Annotated in this window: 22 protein-coding genes and 2 other annotated features; of the genes, 3 read left to right on the top strand and 19 right to left on the bottom strand. The window is 37.6% G+C overall.

The genetic code is table 11. From position 1 onward, the window contains the following. From NSQ74_RS05285 to hmpA, 7 genes are all read right to left on the bottom strand, one after another. Nucleotides 1-1128 carry an MBL fold metallo-hydrolase gene (locus NSQ74_RS05285; RefSeq protein WP_340821925.1) on the bottom strand — a complete coding sequence of 376 codons (1128 nt, stop codon included), beginning with the start codon at nt 1126-1128 and terminating at the stop codon, nt 1-3. Nucleotides 1129-1354: 226 nt separating this feature from the next. Then, the gene (locus tag NSQ74_RS05280) at nt 1355-1750 is read right to left on the bottom strand and encodes a DsrE/DsrF/DrsH-like family protein (protein ID WP_340821924.1); all 396 of its coding nucleotides are present in this window, start codon (nt 1748-1750) and stop codon (nt 1355-1357) included. 16 nt (nt 1751-1766) lie between these two features. Next, entirely contained in the window at nt 1767-2321 is a 555-nt protein-coding gene (locus tag NSQ74_RS05275) for a sulfurtransferase TusA family protein (RefSeq protein ID WP_340821923.1), read from the bottom strand. 82 nt (nt 2322-2403) lie between these two features. After that, nucleotides 2404-2700: a rhodanese-like domain-containing protein gene (locus tag NSQ74_RS05270; protein ID WP_340821922.1), complete on the bottom strand. Its 297-nt coding sequence runs from the start codon at nt 2698-2700 to the stop codon at nt 2404-2406. Between the two features lie 12 nt (nt 2701-2712). Further along, nucleotides 2713-3054, bottom strand: a complete 342-nt coding sequence (locus NSQ74_RS05265; RefSeq protein WP_340821921.1) for a rhodanese-like domain-containing protein — start codon at nt 3052-3054, stop codon at nt 2713-2715. A 43-nt stretch (nt 3055-3097) separates the two neighbouring features. Continuing rightward, nucleotides 3098-3358 (bottom strand): metal-sensitive transcriptional regulator, encoded by a 261-nt coding sequence (locus tag NSQ74_RS05260; protein WP_173479334.1) that lies wholly within the window; start codon nt 3356-3358, stop codon nt 3098-3100. Nucleotides 3359-3538: 180 nt separating this feature from the next. Continuing rightward, nucleotides 3539-4705: an NO-inducible flavohemoprotein gene (gene hmpA / locus NSQ74_RS05255; RefSeq protein ID WP_340821920.1), complete on the bottom strand. Its 1167-nt coding sequence runs from the start codon at nt 4703-4705 to the stop codon at nt 3539-3541. A 194-nt stretch (nt 4706-4899) separates the two neighbouring features. Between hmpA and NSQ74_RS05250 the strand changes: the two genes are divergently transcribed. Next, entirely contained in the window at nt 4900-5337 is a 438-nt protein-coding gene (locus tag NSQ74_RS05250) for an RrF2 family transcriptional regulator (RefSeq protein WP_069508058.1), read from the top strand. A 62-nt stretch (nt 5338-5399) separates the two neighbouring features. Here the strand turns inward: NSQ74_RS05250 and NSQ74_RS05245 are convergent, their stop codons facing one another. From NSQ74_RS05245 to NSQ74_RS05210, 8 genes are all read right to left on the bottom strand, one after another. After that, nucleotides 5400-6380, bottom strand: a complete 981-nt coding sequence (locus NSQ74_RS05245; RefSeq protein WP_340821918.1) for a GNAT family N-acetyltransferase — start codon at nt 6378-6380, stop codon at nt 5400-5402. A 23-nt stretch (nt 6381-6403) separates the two neighbouring features. Continuing rightward, complete coding sequence (locus NSQ74_RS05240) at nt 6404-6856, bottom strand: nucleoside deaminase (protein WP_340821917.1); 453 nt, start codon at nt 6854-6856, stop codon at nt 6404-6406. An 18-nt stretch (nt 6857-6874) separates the two neighbouring features. Further along, nucleotides 6875-7252: a VOC family protein gene (locus NSQ74_RS05235; protein ID WP_340821916.1), complete on the bottom strand. Its 378-nt coding sequence runs from the start codon at nt 7250-7252 to the stop codon at nt 6875-6877. Further along, the gene (locus NSQ74_RS05230; RefSeq protein ID WP_340821915.1) at nt 7249-7683 is read right to left on the bottom strand and encodes a DUF1801 domain-containing protein; all 435 of its coding nucleotides are present in this window, start codon (nt 7681-7683) and stop codon (nt 7249-7251) included. The genes NSQ74_RS05235 and NSQ74_RS05230 overlap by 4 nt, the downstream gene beginning before the upstream one ends. A gap of 155 nt (nt 7684-7838) precedes the next feature. Further along, a complete protein-coding gene (locus NSQ74_RS05225; RefSeq protein ID WP_340821914.1) occupies nt 7839-8060 on the bottom strand; it encodes a YdeI/OmpD-associated family protein in 222 nt (73 codons plus the stop codon). Between the two features lie 14 nt (nt 8061-8074). Further along, nucleotides 8075-8494 (bottom strand): hypothetical protein, encoded by a 420-nt coding sequence (locus tag NSQ74_RS05220; RefSeq protein ID WP_340821912.1) that lies wholly within the window; start codon nt 8492-8494, stop codon nt 8075-8077. A 119-nt stretch (nt 8495-8613) separates the two neighbouring features. Then, nucleotides 8614-9021 (bottom strand): GNAT family N-acetyltransferase, encoded by a 408-nt coding sequence (locus tag NSQ74_RS05215; protein ID WP_340821911.1) that lies wholly within the window; start codon nt 9019-9021, stop codon nt 8614-8616. 170 nt (nt 9022-9191) lie between these two features. Then, entirely contained in the window at nt 9192-9686 is a 495-nt protein-coding gene (locus tag NSQ74_RS05210; protein WP_340821909.1) for a DUF1648 domain-containing protein, read from the bottom strand. Between the two features lie 315 nt (nt 9687-10001). Here NSQ74_RS05210 and NSQ74_RS05205 point away from each other — a divergent pair, with 315 nt between their 5' ends. Further along, complete coding sequence (locus tag NSQ74_RS05205; RefSeq protein WP_340821907.1) at nt 10002-11696, top strand: methyl-accepting chemotaxis protein; 1695 nt, start codon at nt 10002-10004, stop codon at nt 11694-11696. Between the two features lie 326 nt (nt 11697-12022). On the opposite strand, the gene NSQ74_RS05200 is transcribed toward NSQ74_RS05205, so the two are convergent. Further along, entirely contained in the window at nt 12023-12772 is a 750-nt protein-coding gene (locus NSQ74_RS05200) for an HAD-IIB family hydrolase (RefSeq protein ID WP_340821905.1), read from the bottom strand. Between the two features lie 198 nt (nt 12773-12970). Further along, nucleotides 12971-13264, top strand: a binding site (T-box leader). A 56-nt stretch (nt 13265-13320) separates the two neighbouring features. Here NSQ74_RS05200 and NSQ74_RS05195 point away from each other — a divergent pair. Further along, the gene (locus NSQ74_RS05195) at nt 13321-14892 is read left to right on the top strand and encodes a 2-isopropylmalate synthase (RefSeq protein WP_340821904.1); all 1572 of its coding nucleotides are present in this window, start codon (nt 13321-13323) and stop codon (nt 14890-14892) included. A 467-nt stretch (nt 14893-15359) separates the two neighbouring features. On the opposite strand, the gene metG is transcribed toward NSQ74_RS05195, so the two are convergent. From metG to fosM, 3 genes are all read right to left on the bottom strand, one after another. Further along, a complete protein-coding gene (gene metG / locus NSQ74_RS05190) occupies nt 15360-16994 on the bottom strand; it encodes a methionine--tRNA ligase (RefSeq protein WP_340821903.1) in 1635 nt (544 codons plus the stop codon). A 157-nt stretch (nt 16995-17151) separates the two neighbouring features. Then, nucleotides 17152-17413: a binding site (T-box leader), on the bottom strand. A 67-nt stretch (nt 17414-17480) separates the two neighbouring features. Next, a complete protein-coding gene (locus NSQ74_RS05185; RefSeq protein WP_340821902.1) occupies nt 17481-18137 on the bottom strand; it encodes an HAD family hydrolase in 657 nt (218 codons plus the stop codon). A gap of 22 nt (nt 18138-18159) precedes the next feature. Further along, nucleotides 18160-18585, bottom strand: a complete 426-nt coding sequence (gene fosM, locus NSQ74_RS05180) for a FosM family fosfomycin resistance protein (protein WP_340821901.1) — start codon at nt 18583-18585, stop codon at nt 18160-18162. Nucleotides 18586-18656: the final 71 nt, after the last annotated feature.

The following is an 18656-nucleotide window of genomic DNA, read 5'->3' as shown; positions in this document are numbered from 1 at the left end:
CTATCTAACTGCGCAGCGGTTCGGCCCGATTTCCATTTCTGTTTGTTCCTCTAATGCCGGTGTTACTTTCCCCATATTCACTTGGCGAATTTCCTGATATGCATTTGGTTGTGGCGGTAAATTATTTGTTACAATGTTGCGGAATGTCTCATCATCGTCAATATTTAAACCGTGATTTTCTGCAAATAACTCCCCTAGACGCTTCGCAACAGTACCATCCTCATTTAATTCATCAATAATCATAAAATGGGCAGGTAACACAACTAAATCATCCGATAATTCACGGTAGCGCTTATAAAGCGTTTCTCGTAAATCACCAACCCAGTCTTCTGCAAGTCCTGCTAAATCAGGGCGACCAATCGAATCGATAAATAAAATGTCACCCGTTAATAAATATTTGCTATCTACAACAAACGATGTCGAGCCAATCGTATGACCTGGTGAATAAAGTGCACCTACATCAATTTTCGATGCACCAATTTGCACAGTAGTGCCATCTATTAATGGCGTATAATCAAATACGACCTCTTCTGCATCCTTCGGAGGTAAGTAATAGGCAGCGCCTGTTGCAGCTGCTATATGACGACCACCTGAAATATGATCAGCGTGTAAGTGCGTATCAAAGACATGTTTAATGTTTACGTTTTTTTCTTTTGCAAAGTTTGTAAATACATCTGTGAAACGAACAGCATCAATAATTGCTGCTTCACCTTCCGAAATAACCATATATGATAGGCATCCTTTACCTAAACGGACGAACTGGTATAACTCGCCCCCACCAGTTAAATTGCCTACTTTAATTGGCTCTAAATATTCACTCCACGTTTTCATACCACCCTCTAAATAAGCAACTGAACGTCCAGCTTCTGATAGCATCTCAGCTATCATCATCGATGAACCTTCCTTTGCGCAAACGACTAATACATCTTTATCCGCTGGGATTTTAGGTAAAATTTCTTCAACACCATCCAATAGCGCAAAATACGGAACATTTAGGTACTCAAATTTATGCCCATCAATTTTCCAATCTGCAAATGCATCTGCATTACGTACATCTAAAATAAATAAATCATCATTTTCGATTACTTTTTTCGCTACATCAGAAGCGTTCCATTTTAATAGTGACATCAATATTACCCCCTAAGGTATTATATTACTTATTTTTTTAGCGGAAAGGACATGCCTCTCCGCTTACTTACTTTATTGAGCAAAATCATTTACCCAACGATATAATTGCATTCATTTATTCCTAACCTGAAAAACGCCTCTTATAATCTGTGACCTTTAACTTCCTTCAGTCGAGATTTGAGCACTACTAAATTTTCGTGCATCATGAGCATTCATCTTAAGCAAGTTAAAACGTTAATGATGGTGCTGCATCTTTAGCAAATTCTAAAAATGTAACAGCCCCTCCAACCTCAATACCATCTACGAAATCTTCAATCGTTAAGCCCATGACGTCCATCGTCATCTGACACGCAATAAATTTAACGCCTAATTCCTGTGCCATTTCCACTAATTGCGGAATTGCAGGGACATTCGCTTTTGCAAATCCTTCAGCAAAATGCTCTGCTCCAGCAGGCATCGGTAAAGCATACATCCCTTGCTTATGAATTAAATTTAACCCTTCAAATGTGAAAAAGATTGCTACTTCCTTGTCAGAAGCCGCCGCTGCTGTCGCGATATTGAACACCTTATACGCATCGAAAAGACCACCGTTACTTGCAATAATTGCTACTTTGTTTGACATAATAAATACCTCCAATTTAAATAGTTTTGAATAATTCGCCCGTCCAAGATGTCATACCTGGTAGGACGTTAAATACTTTTGTAAAACCATTTGCCACAAGTTTTTGCGCCGCTAAGTCACTACGCGCTCCTGTACGGCAAATTACATAAATTTCTTGTTCTTTATCTAGTTCAGAAAGTCGCGCTTCAAGCTCACCCATCGGAATCGACTTAGCACCTTCAATATGACCGAAAGCAAACTCCGCTTCCTCACGCACATCAAGAATAAGCCCATCTCTTCCTTGTATTTGCTGCAACTCAATTGTGGATTCAAACGTTTTTTCACCGACTGTATCTTGTGCACATTTACGAATATAATGTTTCAGCACAGCATCTTCATCTATCGTTCCAATATACTGATGCCCAACAGAGTCAGCCCAAGCAGCAATATCCGCTTTCGAACCTTTATCCGTTGCTGATACTTCTAAAATTTGGCCATCTGCTAATTCCGCCATTGCCTTTTTCGTTTTTACGATTGGCATTGGACAAGATAGCCCTTTAGCATCTAGCTGAAAATCTGCTTTAATTGTCATAACTTCCTCCTTATACATACAGGGGTATTATTTTTAATAAAAAAATATAGAGTTGGCCATTGCATAACCTTCACTACACTTTTTACCGAACTTCACCTTCCCACGCAAGCATACCACCAACCATATTTGTCACATCAAAGCCTTGGCTTTCTAAAAATTGAGTAGCTCGACCACTCCGAGCACCTGATCGGCAAACCATAATATATGTTTCATTTTTATTTAACTCATGCATACGAAACTCCAGCAAGCCTAGCGGAATATGAATAACACCAGGTATATGACCTTCCTGCACTTCATCTACTTCACGTACGTCAATTAATTTTAAAGTTTCGCCTTGTGCCAAAGCCTCTTGAACTTCTTTTGCTGCTATTTCTTTCACGATTGTTACCTCCTAATAAGCGCTCATGCCACCACGGACATTAGTTACACGCTCATATCCTAGTTTTTTCAATTGCTTGCACGCCTGACTACTACGCATACCACTTTGACAAATAACAACAACTTCTTTGTCCTTCGGTAATTTATCGAATCCAGAGCCAAGGGGAATATTTTTAAATTGAGGAATGTTTCGACCTTTGTACTCAGCAGGTGTTCGCACATCAATAAATACTTTATCCTTATCATTCAGCATATTTTTTAATTGTGCTGTTGAAATTGACTGCACCCCTTTCGCTGGCTTCATACGCCAAATTAAAAAACCAATAACAATCGCAATAATAATCCATGTTTCCAAGTGTACTACCTCCTATCCACATACTATAAAGGGTATAATGAAATTATCTACTTTTCACAACTAAATCCATCGCTTCTTGGATGGCAGTATTCATTTTCTCTGAATCTCCATCGGCAGTCGTTACACAATCTAACAAGTTTTCACTGACGATAACCCCTATCGTCCGATCAACTGCAGAACGTACGGCGGATAGCTGTGTAATCACATCTTTACAGTTTTGACCTTCTTCCATCATGCGTAAAATTCCCCGCAATTGGCCTTCCATTCGCTTTATACGATTGGCTGTTTTAGCATCGTACGCCATTATGTGCACGTCTCCCTTCAAATTTAGTAATCCATCTTGCTTACGTGCTTTATGATATACCCCTGTAGGTATATTGTCAACACGAAAGATCTAATTATTGTTTTTCTTACTTTTTTACATAAAAAAACTCTGCTACAAGTGCACAAAATGCGGCTTATAACAGAGTTAGTTATTATTTTTTTAGTTTGCTAATTGCATAGCTGGACCAAAGAATTCATAGTGAATCTTTTCATCTTTTACGCCGATTTCATGGAGATTTTTAATTACTACTTCCATAAAGCCGATCGGACCACAAATATAAACGTCCGTATTGTTCGTTACTTGCTCAGCTAATAATTCTTTTGTCAGTAACTTGTCCTCATCAGAATAAAGCGCAGTATACGATGCATTAGGAAGCATGTTTACTTTGTCTTTAATGTCATCACTGAAAGCTACTACATTTTCATTACGCGCACATTGAATGAAATTAACTTCATTTGCTGCATTATCTTTTAATGATTGCAGCATACTGTTTAATGGTGTTACACCAATACCTCCACTAACGAATGTAATTGGCGTTGCACTTTCTTGTAGAACAAATAATCCTGCAGGTACGCTTACATCTACTAAATCTCCAACTTGTAACACATTATGAATGAAGTTAGATACTTTACCATTCGGAGTATGCTCACTTTCACGTTTTACTGAAATACGGTAGCCGTCCTCTGCACTAGCTTGTGAAAGCGTATATTGACGGTTCAATAAATATTCTTCACCAGGTACTTTCACACGAATGCTAATATATTGGCCAGGTTCGTATTCAGGAAGTGGTGAGCCATCTTCATTTACAAAGTAAATAGAAGTAACAAGGTCGCTTTCAACTTCTTTTTTCGCTACTTTTAATGGTTTAAATAAACGCCAGCCACCATTATTTTCAGCTTTTTGATATAGCTCTTCTTCTACTTGAATGAAAACATCAGCAATGACGCCATAAGCTTCAGCCCATGCATTGATAATGTCATCTGTAGCTGCATCACCTAATACTTCTTTAATCGCTTTTAATAAGAACTCACCCACAATTGGGTAATGCTCTGGTAAAATTCCTAAACTACGGTGTTTATGAGCTATTAACATAACTGCCGGTAAAATGGCTTCTAAATTTTCAATATGAACTGCCGCTGCATAAACTGTATTTGCTAGCGCAGTTTGTTGACGACCTTTTTCTTGGTTTGTGTGGTTAAAAATATTTAATAATTCTGGATGAGCTTGAAACAAATTTTTATAGAACGTCTTCGTAATTTCTACCCCATGAACTTCTAATACGGGTACTGTCGCTTTAATAATTTGTACTGTTTCTTGTTTTAACATATCGCATACCATCCTTTCGTGATTACAATATAACGCTTTCATTTCCTTAAAGCAATATCTAAAATACATCTTTAACAAAATGGACATATTTGATGTATTTTAAATACATCTTTTAAAAAAGTAATGTATTACTATAAATTATTGTAGAAATGATATAATTATTATAGTGACAATATAGAAAGTAGGGTGTTCCAATGCGATTAACTTTATACACAGATTACTCCCTTCGGACACTCATTTATCTAGGAGCAAAAGAAGAGGGTCAGCTCTCAACCATTCAAGAAATTTCAGATGCCTATAATATATCAAAAAACCATCTTATGAAAGTGACACACCAATTGGGGCTACTTGGTTACATCGAAACAATTCGAGGCAGAGGTGGCGGCATCCGTTTAGCAATTGACCCTAAATCAATTACTATTGGTGAAATTGTACGCCATACAGAAGAAGATTTTCACCTTGTTGAATGCTTCGACAAAGAAAATAACTTATGTAAAATCGCACCGGAATGTCAATTAAAAGGTGTTCTTTATGAAGCCTTACAAGCATATATGGCTGTCCTTGATCGTTACTCCCTTGATGATTTTTTACATTCAAAGGAAAAATTAATGGCTTTATTATTTGGCAAATAAAAATACCCGCTCAACAATTGTTGGTCGGGTATTTCTTTATAATTAATACTTTACGGTATCTTTTATAGTGCCTTTGAAAATATAATCATGTCCAATGCGCGTATACCATTTTCATAAATCGGCTCTGGATAATTACTGAAAAAATCTTTCTCTATGGCTTCCATACGAAAACCCGATTTTTGATAAAAAGCAATGTTATCGATACTAGAATTGGCTGTGCCTACTATAATATTTTTAAAACATTGCGCTTCACAAACCGCATAAATTTTGTTTAAAACTTCCTTACCGATACCTTTACCTTGAAACGCTGGCACAACAGCTATATTTTTTAATTCTACTGTTGTATCAGACTGTGCAATAAGTAATGCGACACCTGCTAATTTCTCACCACATGTAATTGCGTATAATTCACCGTCATTCATATATTGACGAACGGCAACTTCACTTTCGTCTGCTAGTAATAGATAGGACATATAGCTTTCACGATCACCCTGCACCTTTTCAATAGATGTATGGTATCGAACAAAATCCTTTCGTTCAAAAACATTTAATACACACGGTTGCTTTTCCTTCAGTTCTAACCAAGAATGTTCCTGTGGAAAATCCTTTTCTACCCCAATACGAATAAAAGGCAACTTTTCTTGTGCCTTTTGTGAGCGAATATTGATCTTTCTAGCTCCTGCGAAAACACGTTCAAGTCCTAAATCAAAAAAAGCGATTTCTAAAATTGCCTTTTTCGCTTCCTCATTGTAGCCTTGTCCCCAAAACTCATGACCTAACCAAGATCCAATATGACAGTTTTTATTATCATGATCTATATACATTAGTGCCGTTACACCTATGAGTCGTCCTTCTTCATTGAGCACAACGCGAGGAACAGTTTTCCCCTCTTCCTCGTCTACACATTCACGTTTTATAAAGTTAATCGTATCTTCTACTTTCCCAGCAGGTAACCCAAGAGCATCCCGAACCTGTGGCATTGAAGACAATGCATGCATTGCTTCAGCATATTTAATGTCATGCTTCACTAAAGTTACTGCCATACCCTTTTCTCCTTTTTACGCAATTAAGTTTTACTATACCAAACATGCATTGGATTTTTACCTTCATCCTCTACTGGCATATGAATCATTCGAAACTCGCGTTCTTCATCTATTTTTTGTAAATCTGCATAGACCTCGCTTGAGCGGCTTAAACCTACTGCAATGGCATCAGCTAAAGAGTTTGCAAAATAAGCCTTATCCACTCCGGCCATCGCCATCGCGCCAAAGCACATCGGACAAGGTGCCCCACTTGCATACATCACCGTTCCGCGTAAATCTGTAGAGCCTAGCTTTTCTTGCGCTCGTCTTAAAGCAAGCAGCTCGGCATGGCCCGTACTATCTGGTCGTAGGTGCAGTTCATTTACACCTTCACCAATGATTTCATTATTTTTTACTAAGACAGCCCCAAATGGTTGACCACCTTGTTCTATATTTTGAAGAGCTAGCTCCACTGCTCGCTCCATCCATCGGTTCATATATACTCCCCCTGATAATTAATTATACGTAAGTTGCCACGATACACCGAAGCGATCCTGAATCCAAGCAAACTGTTTCGAGAAACCGTAATTATCCAATGGCATTAACGCTTGACCACCGTCCAATATTTGCTCAACAAGGCTTTCAATTTCTTCCTTCGTCTCACACTCTAAAAAGATTGATATCGCTGGAGTAAATGAAAAGTTATGTTTGATTGGACTGTCATTCAACTTGATTTTCAAACCTTTTAAATCGACTTCTGCCATAGCAACCTGTTGTGTGTTTTCCACATATGTCAAAGTTTCAACCGCTAGTTCTGGAAACCATTGCTTGTATTGCTCCAAGGCATCATGAGCTTGTCCTTGAAACATTAAAAATGTAGTAGCACTTTTCATTTGCTTAATTCTCCTTCATATCTATTAATCCATTCCCCAGGAGTCATTTTCGAAACGAGCTCTCCTATTAAATCATAAGGAATATTTTTTGTACTAGTAAAACGAATACAACTTTTCCCCATATTTAACTTTGTTGGCACTCTCTTGGCGTACTCCTCTTGAAACCAAGACAATAAAGCGTTGTCTGCATAAATGCCCATATGATAAACAGCTATATGTCGCTTCTGCGCTGCCAAGCTAATAAATGGTAAGGGCGTATTAGGTGTTACATGATACCCTTTTGGATATGACGTTAACGGAACTACATAACTTATCATGTCGTAATTCATTGTTTGTTCAAATCCAGCAGGAATATTCGTTGCTATAACGTCCGCAAGCTTGGCAAAACTATCACGCCATTTTTCATCTACCAGTTCAATATATGCTTCCATAACTTCCACCCCACTTTTTAAAAATGTGTCATTGCACGATTTAAAAATATTCCTTAATAGTAGTATGAAGCTTATTTATTAGCAATAGCGTAAGCTCCTTTGTTACAACATTCGACAAAAGTTTTAACAGATAACTACTACATCTGAAAATATTCTTATACTTGGCCTTCCGCTTTCGCTTTTCGATAATGCTCCTTCGTCTTAAAGCCAGCCCTTGTAATTTCACGCATCTCCACTAAACGAGCTAGCTGCGTTTCTTGCTTTTTCGCACTATAAATGTAGTGAGCCCAATCCTTTTGATATCCTGGCGTTAATGCATCGTAAAAGGCTAAATCAATTGGATGTTCTGCAAGTTCATCTCGCAATAAAGGAACCATACTTTCATAGTCACTTACACATTGACTACTTGCTGTTTTTTTCTTTCCTCTTCCCTTTGCATCCCGTTTAATGCATACAATGGAAAACGTATCATCCAAAGACATAAGACTTGAAAATTTATAATCGCTACCCGCAATATATTTTGCCTCGTCCACCTGAATTGCTGGGAAAATGTCATCTCGGTGAATATATTCTTTGTATTTTTTATTATTTTTTTCGGATAAACAAAAAATAAATAGCCTTGCTCTGCTAACATGTTCTGTTTAAGTGTGCTTTTTAAATACGTTAACATTTCATCAATTGTAAACACAAAAGAAATGACGCGATCGTAAGGTGCGTGTCCTACATCCGAAATCCCCTCAAATAGCACTTTGTCTGGCAAATTGTGAATTGTAATAGAAAGTCCATCCTTTAATTTGAATTTCTTCTGCATCTTTTCAGCACCCTTTTGCATTTATTTACATTAAATTTATCATAAAAAATTTTAATTTAACTCTAATTGTCCAAAATATATACAAAAAACGCTTGAACATTCTCAAGCGTTTTAGTCTTTCATAAACTTCCTGATTGCATTTTATAATTTCTATAAACCATACCGTTTGTTTTTGTCATTCCGAATTTTTCATAGTATGGTACGAGGTCATCATCACAGCATAAATCGATCATATAAATATTATCGAGTTCTATAAGCATTCGTCTTACTAACTCCTTGCCTATACCTTTATTTTTGTATTGTGGTAATACTTCTAGTAAGGGGATATAGGCAGACAGAACACCATCACTAATTGCGGTAATAAACCCTATCACTTCGTTTGTATTATCATCAATCGCCAAAACTATTTTGCTGCTTTTCTCCAATAAACGTAAATGCGTTTGTAGATTAGGTGGACTCGGCCAGTCTACAAAAAAACCGTTTAACATATCTGAAGAAATACCTTCGAGTGAATTTTTATAAATCATTTTTCTATCAACTCCTAATATTATTTAACTATTAGTTAGCTGCTAGAAATCAAAAGAATAGTAACAAAATGCGACCTCCAGTATTTGTAAATATATAAGTTATTCTATTTACGTCTTCATTCTCCTGCTCATATCGTTACTTTTTTAAAATTCCCCACTTTGGATACGGTTTACTTAATCTTCGATGAAGCAATTAAGCCTTTAACAATCGGAATACCTGTACCAATTAGTACAACTGGCAAGAACCACCAACCTAATCCATCTACCTTTCCTAATGCAACAAGTACAATTTCAAAAGAGATGACTGCAAATAAAATTAAGCAAAGGTTTTTTATTTCATTCAATATTTTACGGCTATTTAAATAAAAGGCCTCGACATTGCTCTCATTTAAACGTGCTGGGTAGTTATGCATATATGGTACTTTTTCAAGAAGTCCTAAAAATATCCACAAAAAAATTCCGATACCCGGTAAAATGAATAGTTCTATTTTCGAACCCCATCGATCCACCTCTCCCGCACCATTAAAATGTGCTGGAATTTCTTCAGGTAAGGTGTTCCATTGAGAAATAATAAATATGATGGATACAATAAATATTCCGCCACCAATTATGTCCAAAATTTTTTCATACTTCGTTTTCGGCAATTTCAAAACCGGTCTATACATTGCTCCACATCCTCGTTTATCGTTAATTGTATTTACGTTACTTCCAACAATTAGGTTTCAAACATTATATAAATCGCGTTTTTCATGATACAATTTAGTTTCTTCTTCATAAGTAAACACATAGTACATAGTGCATAAATTGCCACCTATAAGAGTCCATACTATAACTAAATTCCCTCTTATTTCATTTTTTTCACTATGAATAAACTCATAATGCTTTTTAAAATACATATAATCTGCTATAAATAAGTATATATACATATTTCACTTTTTTGTAACATTTCTACTAAATTACTAGGAAGGGACTTACAATACATGCGATTTACGATTTACAAAAAATTAATTCTCGGTTTTTTTATTGTTATTTTAGTTTTAATTGGCACTATAGCTTTAAACTTTAAGCAGCTTAATTCAGTAAACGGGACTTATCAAGAGTTACTCGAAGAACAGACAAAAAAATCTATTAGCATTCAAGAGCTAAGAGTAATTGCAAAACAGGAAATTGTAAGTATGCGTGGATATCTTTTACTTGGAGATAAACAAAATCGTGATGGTAATAAATCCGCTCGTGAAGAATTTAAAGAAAAATCCGAAAGTTTAATGGCAACATTAGAATCAAAAAAATCAATTGAATTATTAGAATCTGTCAATAAAAGTGAGCAAAACGTTCAGCAATTTGCTGATCGTATGTTTGCTTTAAAGGATGCTGGCGAAACAGAACAATATGAGAAATTAGACAGCTCTCAAGGTCGACTTATTCTTAAACAATTCGACGAGCGTGTTGAAAACCTTGCCAACTATCAAAGTGAAGCTGTAGAAGCAAAAATAGCTACTACCTCAAAAGATATTGATGCTATTAAATTAAACATGATTTCGCTTGGTGTGTTTGCCGTCATCATTAGTCTGATAATTGCCATGATTATGGGAACTATTATTTCTCGACCTATTAAAGGGATGGCAAAAGCAGCGCAAAAAATTGCTGAGGGTGATTTAACAGCTGAACAAATTCGCATTAAAAATCGTGATGAAGTTGGTGATTTAGCCCTTGCCTTCAATCAAATGGCTCAAAATCTAAAAAGTTTAATTACCAATGTTAGTAAAAACACAGCACAAGTAAGTGCTTCAGCTGCTGAATTAACTGCAAGTGCAGATCAAACAATCCAAGCTACTGAACAAATTACATCCGCTATGCAGGAAGTCGCTAGTGGCTCAGAGGCACAAGGGAAAAATGCTACAGAAAGCTCACAAGCTATGAAAAATATGACTAACGGCATTCAGCAATTAGCATCAACAACGGCTGCTGTTTCTGAACTTGCCATTGAAACGAATACTGAGGCAAACAAGGGGAATGAGTCGCTACATCGCGTCATTTCGCAGATGGATACTATTAATACAGCAGTTTTAGAATCTGCTAACGTTGTTAAAAATTTAGGTAACCATTCTGTTGAGATTGGGAATATTATTAGTATTATTACTGACATCGCTGAGCAAACCAATTTACTAGCATTGAACGCTGCTATTGAAGCTGCTCGAGCGGGTGATCATGGTCGAGGCTTTGCAGTCGTAGCTAACGAAGTGAAAAAGTTAGCTGAGCAATCTAAAAAGTCAGCAGAACAAATTTCAGGGTTAATTTCAGAAATCCAACAGGAAACAAACCGTGCTGTTACAGTAATGGATACTGGTACACAAGAGGTTCAAGTTGGTATGCAGGTTGTTAAAGTGGCTGAGGAAGGTTTTTCAAAAATCGTTGACCTTATTGAGCAAGTGTCAAAACAAATACAAGAAGCAACAACTGTTTCTGAGGAAATGTCTTCTAGTGCTGAACAAATCTATGCATCCTTCGATGAAATAGCTACAATTGCACAAACGTCATCTTCTAACCTTCAAAATGTAGCTTCTGCTTCCGAAGAGCAGCTTGCGACAATTGAAGAAGTTGCAGCTTCTGCGGCAACTTTATCGACAATGGCTGAAGAATTGCAAACACAAGTTTCTCGCTTTAAGGTGCAATAGCTAAGCGACTGACCTTACAAAATTCTGAATTGTTTGAGTGCCTGGCACTTTAAACCCACTTCGCTTTCCGCGGGCACATCGTAAGCCGCAGCAGTCGCAAACACGCGACTTGTTGCGTCTTACTTCTTGTGCGTTCCTGCAGGAGTCTAAGTGGGTTTTTTCTTGGTTAAAATATTCAAAATTGTTTGAGTGCCTGACACTTTAGCCTACTTCGCTTTCCGCGGGCGCATCGTAAGCCGCAGCAGTCGCAAACACGCGACTTGTTGCGTCTTACTTCTTGTACGTTCCCGCAGGAGTCTAAGTGGGTTTTTTCTTGGTTAAAATTTTCAAAATTGTTTGAGTGCCTGACACTTTATTATTTCGATCACTGCTGTTTCTTCAGATGGCACCTGTACAGTGGCATGCTGACCTACTGGATGCTCACCAACACAAACACTCGCTAATGCTTTTTCAAACATTGCAGCATCATTTGCATCATTGCCAAACGCGATAAACTGATTTTGTAATACCCCTAATTTCGTTAAACCTGTCCATTTATCAATCCCACTGGGGCTCATATCTAAAATATTTTCAGATGCATGTTCATATAACGAAATTGGTAGCTTTCGTAGCTGTGCCAAAATATTTTGATGGTGCTCACCAGGGAATAATACAATTTTAACAATGTCTTTTAGTTCCTCCAGTACCACTCGTTTTGCAAGCTGTAGTGGATCTAAGTTTTGATAAATCGGATGTGATTCACTACCTGTGTAGGCGTAATCCCAGTCACCATCTACTAAATACGCTAATTGATAGGTTGTTATAATTTGTTTGATTGCTTCTATAATTTCTCCATCAAATGCTGCGATTTCTCTTATATCGCCATTGTTGGCTATAAAAGCTCCGTTTCCCCCAACCATTGGAAACGTGCGCATTGACTCTGGCAATACTGGTAACATATCTCGAATCGGGCGAGCTGAAGCAAAAATAACTTCATGTCCATTCTTTAGACAATCCTCTAATGCAGCCGTTATTCCTGCACTTAAAGGCTGACCTTTAAAACAAATCGTACCATCTAAATCAAATACAAATTTCACCGTTCTACCTACTTTCTATGTATAAAATCCATCCTCATTATCTCATAAATAAATGCCTATATTTTTGAAATACACATTTTAACATTCCATCTTACTAGTACGGTTAAAACTATAGTGATTAAAACTGAAAACAATTAATTTTTAGAATATTGTTGACATACTGACAATATCAACGTATTATAGCTTTCAACAACACATTGTTAAGCAAAGATTGGAAATAGTAAAAATGCCCGTGTACTTGTAGAGAGCCGATGGTTGGTGTAAATCGGTAGGCACACATTTTGAACTCATCCATGAGCTACTCCCTGAACCAAAACGAGTCAGCACAATTCTCCTGCTCCTAAAGCAGTGAGTTGAATGCCGTTTAAAAAGTAAGGGATGTCGGTTTCCACCGTTATTAGGATAGACAGTGATAGCTGTCGATAAGGGGGCTTTTTCTTTAAAGGGAAGGTCAATTAGAGTGGTACCGCGAGCAAATAACTCGTCTCTATATTTTTATATAGAGGCGGGTTTTTTTTATTTTATTACAACAAAAGGAGTGTTTGAAAATGGGAAGAAAAATTTGGGTGTTTGATACAACTTTACGTGATGGCGAACAAGTGCCGGGAGCAAAACTGAACTTATACGAAAAAGTAGAGATTGCACAGCAACTCAAAAAATTAGGCGTCGATATTATCGAAGCTGGTTTCCCGGCTTCTTCACAAGGTGAATTTGATGCGGTAAAAGCTGTGGCACAAAAGGTTGGTAATACGAACGACATTATGATTACAGCTTTAGCACGAGCAGTAAAAGCTGATATTGATTCCGTTTATAACGCTGTAAAATATGCAGAAAACCCAATGATTCATATGGTGCTTGGCACTTCTGATATACATGTTGAAAAGAAATTTAGTAAATCTAAAGACCAAATACTACAAATTGGCGTAGATGCTGTGAAATATGCAAAAACTCTTTTACCACAAGTGCAATATTCAACAGAAGATGCCTCCCGCTCAGATTTTGAGTACCTATGGAAAACAATTGAAGCCGTTATGAAGGCCGGCGCAACAATGATAAATGTGCCTGACACTGTAGGTTTCGCTGAACCAGAGGAATTTGGCGCTATGATTTATAAGCTTAATGACCGTATGAAAAACTTAAACGACAGTGTTTTATTAAGTGTACACTGTCACAATGACCTTGGTATGGCAACAGCTAACACACTTGCAGCCATTAAAAACGGTGCAGACAAAGTGGAATGTACAATTAACGGCATTGGGGAACGTGCCGGAAATGCTGCACTAGAAGAAGTCGTGATGGCACTAAAAACACGTAGTTCTGTTTATAATGCAGAGACGCGCATTAATACAAGAGAAATCATGAACACTTCACGCCTTGTTTCTAGCTTTATGGGCTTAGACGTACAAGTAAACAAAGCCATTACTGGAGACAATGCATTTGCACACTCTTCAGGAATTCATCAAGATGGTCTACTTAAATCTCGCGATGCCTACGAAATCGTTCATCCAGAAGATGTAGGTCTAGATGATATGGAACTTGTCTTAACAGCTCGTTCAGGACGCCATGCCGTAAAAAATGCACTTGAAAAGTTAGGCTTTTCTAATCTTTCTACTGAGGAATTTGAAGGCATTTTCGATGGTTTCCTCAAATTAGCTGATGCGAAAAAAGAAGTTTATGACCATGACTTATATGTGATTGTAGAAAGTTATTATGAAAAGCATGACGCAAATCACGCCAATGCTACTCATTATAGCGAGCAATTTTTTGACATTGAAGATTTACAAGTCGTCAGCAACGCAAGCTTCCCTTCCGCTAGTGTAAAAATTCGCAAAGGTGAAGAAGTATTGAAAGCAAGTGCTGTTGGCTCAGGCCCAATTGATGCATTGTATTCTGCCATTGCAGATATTGTAAAAATTGATGTGAAGCTAGTAGAGTATAATATTAACAGCGTATCACGTGGCAAGGAAGCACTTGGTAAAGTTAAAATAACGATTGAGCATGAGGGCGAAAAATATATCGCAAAAGCTGCAGATACAGATATTTTAAAAGCTAGTGCGCTTGCATACATTAATGCAATCAACAGCATTGTTGTGGCGAAATTAACGCCTGTTATGAACTAACATTTCAAAAGCAATTATAAAAAGCTGTATAACGATAAATGGCATCAAGAATAAACTTCTTGATGCCTTTTGTTTCGTTAATTGGAACTTAGGGCGAGTGACAGGCACTCACACAATTTGAATACGCTACTAGTTGATTTAAAGCGCAGGGTCGACGCCTGCGGGAACATACAAAATATAAGACGCAACAATCCGTGCATTAGCGAGAGTTGCGGCTTACTTTGTGCTCACGATAAACGACCACCCGGAGCAGTAAAAAGTGACAGGCACTCACACAATTTGAATACGCTACTAGTTGATTTAAGCGCAGGGGGCGACGCCTGCGGGAACATACAAAATGTAAGCCGCAACAATCCGCGCACTAGCGAGAGTTGCGGCTTACTTTGTGCTCACGATAAATGACCACCCGGAGCAGTAAAAAGTGACAGGCACTCACACAATTTGAATGCGCCAGAAATCAACGGCTGCTAGTGACTGTCATTAACTAACTTCTGGTATTCTTCTTCAATTAGCCCCACATCAAGTCGTTCAAATAGTGGTGTCACTTCGCCAATGCTTTTCGGTAGCTCCACTTGCTCATACCACATCAATTCTGTTATGCCTAACATGCCTCGAATTTTCTCTGTGGAGAACGGTAAAAATGGCTGCAACACTTGTCCTAAATTTGCAATCATGTAGACGCACGTTGCAAGCGTTTCATGACAATCCGCTATATTCTCCTTCACCTGTAACCACGGTTGCTGCTCGTCAAAATATCGATTGGCCGCACGGATGTAAGCAAAAATTTCTTCTAACGCTTGCTTAAAATGTCCCGCTTCAATCGCCACACCAACATCACTAAACAACTGTATCGTCTGTTTCCTTACAGCCCCATCTACATCGACCTGTGGCACTTGGCTATCAAATGATTTTTCTATAAATTTCAACGTCCGATTGACAAAATTGCCGTAAGCTCCTAGCAATTCTCCATTATGACTATAAATAAATTCTCGCCAAGAAAAATCCGTATCACGATTTTCAGGTGCATTTGTTGTTAAAAAATAACGAATAGAATCTGCATCATAACGACTTAAAATATATGGCACCCAAACCGCCCAATTTAGGCTAGTTGATAATTTTCGTTTTTCTAAAGTCAAATATTCATTGGAGACAATATGTGTTGGTAATGATTTCGCACCAATACCCATCAATATCGCTGGCCAAATAACTGTATGGAATGGAATGTTATCCTTGCCATGCACATAATAAGAAATTGTTTCTTCATTCCATAAATCCTCAATCGCAATATTATGTTGTTTTGCCCATTCCATACTTGCTGTTAAATAACCTGCAACGGCTTCGATCCACACATAAATTTTCTTCCCTTCAAAGCCCGGTACTGGTACATCAATACCGTTTGGCAAATCTCTTGTAACAGCACGGTCAGGAACGCCCTCTGCTAAGTAACGTTCGGTCAAGCCTATTGCATTATCTCGCCAGCGCTTTTCCGCCTTTGCTTCAGCTACAAAAGTTTCTAGCCTTCCTTGAAATTGACTAAAAGTAAAATAAAAATGCTCAGTTTCTCGAATAACAGGCTCATTGCCACAGATTTTACAACGCTTGTCGATTAATTCAAGTGGATCTAAAATTTTCGAACAATTATCGCACTGATCTCCACGTGCCTTTGCCCCACAATTTGGACAAACACCTTCCACAAAGCGGTCAGGTAAAAACTGTTTGTCCGTTTCACAATAAGCCTGCTCAATTTTCTTTTTGTATAAATAATTATTTGCCATCAGCTGTAAAAAAATTGTCTGTACAGCTTCATGGTGATGCTGAGCATCCGTTCTCGTATATAAATCGTAAGTAAATCCTAAATCATGAAAACATTGCGTAAATTCTTGATGATACCGGTCTGCAATCGCACTTGTCGTCGTATTTTCCTGTGCAGCTCGAATCGATATTGGTGTCCCATTACAATCACTACCTGAAACATACAATACTTTGTCACCTTTTTGTCGGTAATATCTAGCCAAAATATCACCTGGTAATAATGCGGCAATATGCCCTAAATGCAATGAGCCATTGGCATATGGCCAAGCTCCTCCAATTACTATTGTCATCCTAAGTTGCTCCCCTCAATTTATTAAATTCTACTCTTAAGCTGTCGCGAAAAAAATCGGACAGCTATCCGCGGCATTCTCTTCATTCAATGGACAATAGAAATATTCCCTAGCATCCATCGTTTTTGAAGATAAAAAAAACGCCCTAATCATGACTGATTAGGACGAGTATACCCGTGTTACCACCTATATTTACAAATAGCTCACACTATTTGCCTCAATCAGTACGTCTTGCATTCATATAAGAGATACTGCCGCTGTTGTAACGAGTGCCCATCTCGTCGTAATCTACTCACAAAAATGCTTTCGGTACGAAGCTCAAAGGTCATTTTCAAAAGGGTTCATTTACCTCATTTCCACCAACAGAGGCTCTCTATTAAATGCTTGTCCAATTTACTTTTCCTTTTCAACGCTTTGTTATAGTTTGGCACTATTTTACTCTTTCCCCTTATGAAATGCAATGTAAACATTTATCTTCGCTTCGAATTAGTGAGAAATAGTAGGTAAATGCTTTGAAATATCATGTAGATTATCTATCACGACATGTGCCTTTTGTAATTCAGAGTCCTGCGCAAAATCAAAGCGTACACCTATGGAAAATAGATGATTATCCAGTGCCGCTTGGATATCAGATGCACGATCTCCGACAACAGCACCGGTTTGAATGTTATTTTCTTCGATGACACTTTTTACTAAATCGGATTTATGACCACTTGGAATAGACTGAATACTATACGTCCCTTCTATATAACGATCTAGCTTATATGTATCTACAATTGCTTGCAAATACTCTTTTTGACCATTGCTCGCTATGTATAAATGATAGTCGTTTGCTAACGTAGCAAGTGCTTGCTCTGCATTCGGATATAATGCGCCTTTGCCATTTATTATCAGCTCAATAAGCTTGTCATGAAATAGGGCATTACTTGCTTCACGGACCTCTAAAGTATGCATAGGACATAAAGTTTCCCATACAACAGGCAATGAAACTCCCATAATTTCACGGTATTGTTCAATCGGTGTGTCCCCTTGCCATAACCCCTTTGTACGTAGCACATCAAAAGTCGCTGTCAGTGCTGGCTCCAATATAAGATTCGTTTGAAATAAAGTACCATCCATATCGAAAATAATTGCTTTTTTCATAATATAACCCCCTTAGTCATTGTTAATCATTGAAAAATTCCATATGCGTTTTTTCGTTTTTATAATACTCTAGGCGATCCTGTAATGTACCTGTATGGAACTCAAATTTATGACCATCTGGATCGGTAAAATAAATGGACTGTTTATCTCGTTCATCTCTTTGTCTGCCCTCTAAAATATTAACCTTATAATGCACAAGCTTGTCATACATTTTCTCAAAATCTTCTTCATCGATAGAAAAAGCAATATGTGTATAGGAGCGATGTATTTCGTTACGTGGAATATCCGCTTCCTCATTTAGTGCAAGCCACAGCCCATTTAAATCGAAATAAGCAGTGCTTCTCCCTTGCACTAATAACTTGGCATCAAAAACATTTTGGTAAAATGCTATTGATTGCTCTAGACTAGACACTGAAAATAAAAAATGGTTAATATTTTGTATAGCCATAGTACATCTCCTTTACCGATTAACTCGCTTATCAGATAGCAACTTCGCAACACGATGGCGAAGTTGCCCTT

The organism is Lysinibacillus sp. FSL W8-0992 (assembly GCF_038008685.1).
Taxonomy (GTDB): Bacteria; Bacillota; Bacilli; order Bacillales_A; family Planococcaceae; genus Lysinibacillus.
Note: the sequence above shows the minus strand (reverse complement) of the source record. Positions and strands in the feature narration are given on the sequence as shown.

What these genes read in the sequence shown, in the direction of transcription:
- NSQ74_RS05285 (WP_340821925.1), bottom strand. Translation starts at nt 1,128, where the DNA reads ATGTCACTATTAAAATGGAACGCTTCTGATGTAGCGAAAAAAGTAATC.
- NSQ74_RS05280 (WP_340821924.1), bottom strand. Translation starts at nt 1,750, where the DNA reads ATGTCAAACAAAGTAGCAATTATTGCAAGTAACGGTGGTCTTTTCGAT.
- NSQ74_RS05275 (WP_340821923.1), bottom strand. Translation starts at nt 2,321, where the DNA reads ATGACAATTAAAGCAGATTTTCAGCTAGATGCTAAAGGGCTATCTTGT.
- NSQ74_RS05260 (WP_173479334.1), bottom strand. Translation starts at nt 3,358, where the DNA reads ATGGCGTACGATGCTAAAACAGCCAATCGTATAAAGCGAATGGAAGGC.
- hmpA (WP_340821920.1), bottom strand. Translation starts at nt 4,705, where the DNA reads ATGTTAAAACAAGAAACAGTACAAATTATTAAAGCGACAGTACCCGTA.
- NSQ74_RS05250 (WP_069508058.1), top strand. Translation starts at nt 4,900, where the DNA reads ATGCGATTAACTTTATACACAGATTACTCCCTTCGGACACTCATTTAT.
- NSQ74_RS05245 (WP_340821918.1), bottom strand. Translation starts at nt 6,380, where the DNA reads ATGGCAGTAACTTTAGTGAAGCATGACATTAAATATGCTGAAGCAATG.
- NSQ74_RS05240 (WP_340821917.1), bottom strand. Translation starts at nt 6,856, where the DNA reads ATGAACCGATGGATGGAGCGAGCAGTGGAGCTAGCTCTTCAAAATATA.
- NSQ74_RS05235 (WP_340821916.1), bottom strand. Translation starts at nt 7,252, where the DNA reads ATGAAAAGTGCTACTACATTTTTAATGTTTCAAGGACAAGCTCATGAT.
- NSQ74_RS05230 (WP_340821915.1), bottom strand. Translation starts at nt 7,683, where the DNA reads ATGGAAGCATATATTGAACTGGTAGATGAAAAATGGCGTGATAGTTTT.
- NSQ74_RS05225 (WP_340821914.1), bottom strand. Translation starts at nt 8,060, where the DNA reads ATGGTTCCTTTATTGCGAGATGAACTTGCAGAACATCCAATTGATTTA.
- NSQ74_RS05220 (WP_340821912.1), bottom strand. Translation starts at nt 8,494, where the DNA reads ATGCAGAAGAAATTCAAATTAAAGGATGGACTTTCTATTACAATTCAC.
- NSQ74_RS05215 (WP_340821911.1), bottom strand. Translation starts at nt 9,021, where the DNA reads ATGATTTATAAAAATTCACTCGAAGGTATTTCTTCAGATATGTTAAAC.
- NSQ74_RS05210 (WP_340821909.1), bottom strand. Translation starts at nt 9,686, where the DNA reads ATGTATAGACCGGTTTTGAAATTGCCGAAAACGAAGTATGAAAAAATT.
- NSQ74_RS05205 (WP_340821907.1), top strand. Translation starts at nt 10,002, where the DNA reads ATGCGATTTACGATTTACAAAAAATTAATTCTCGGTTTTTTTATTGTT.
- NSQ74_RS05195 (WP_340821904.1), top strand. Translation starts at nt 13,321, where the DNA reads ATGGGAAGAAAAATTTGGGTGTTTGATACAACTTTACGTGATGGCGAA.
- metG (WP_340821903.1), bottom strand. Translation starts at nt 16,994, where the DNA reads ATGACAATAGTAATTGGAGGAGCTTGGCCATATGCCAATGGCTCATTG.
- NSQ74_RS05185 (WP_340821902.1), bottom strand. Translation starts at nt 18,137, where the DNA reads ATGAAAAAAGCAATTATTTTCGATATGGATGGTACTTTATTTCAAACG.
- fosM (WP_340821901.1), bottom strand. Translation starts at nt 18,585, where the DNA reads ATGGCTATACAAAATATTAACCATTTTTTATTTTCAGTGTCTAGTCTA.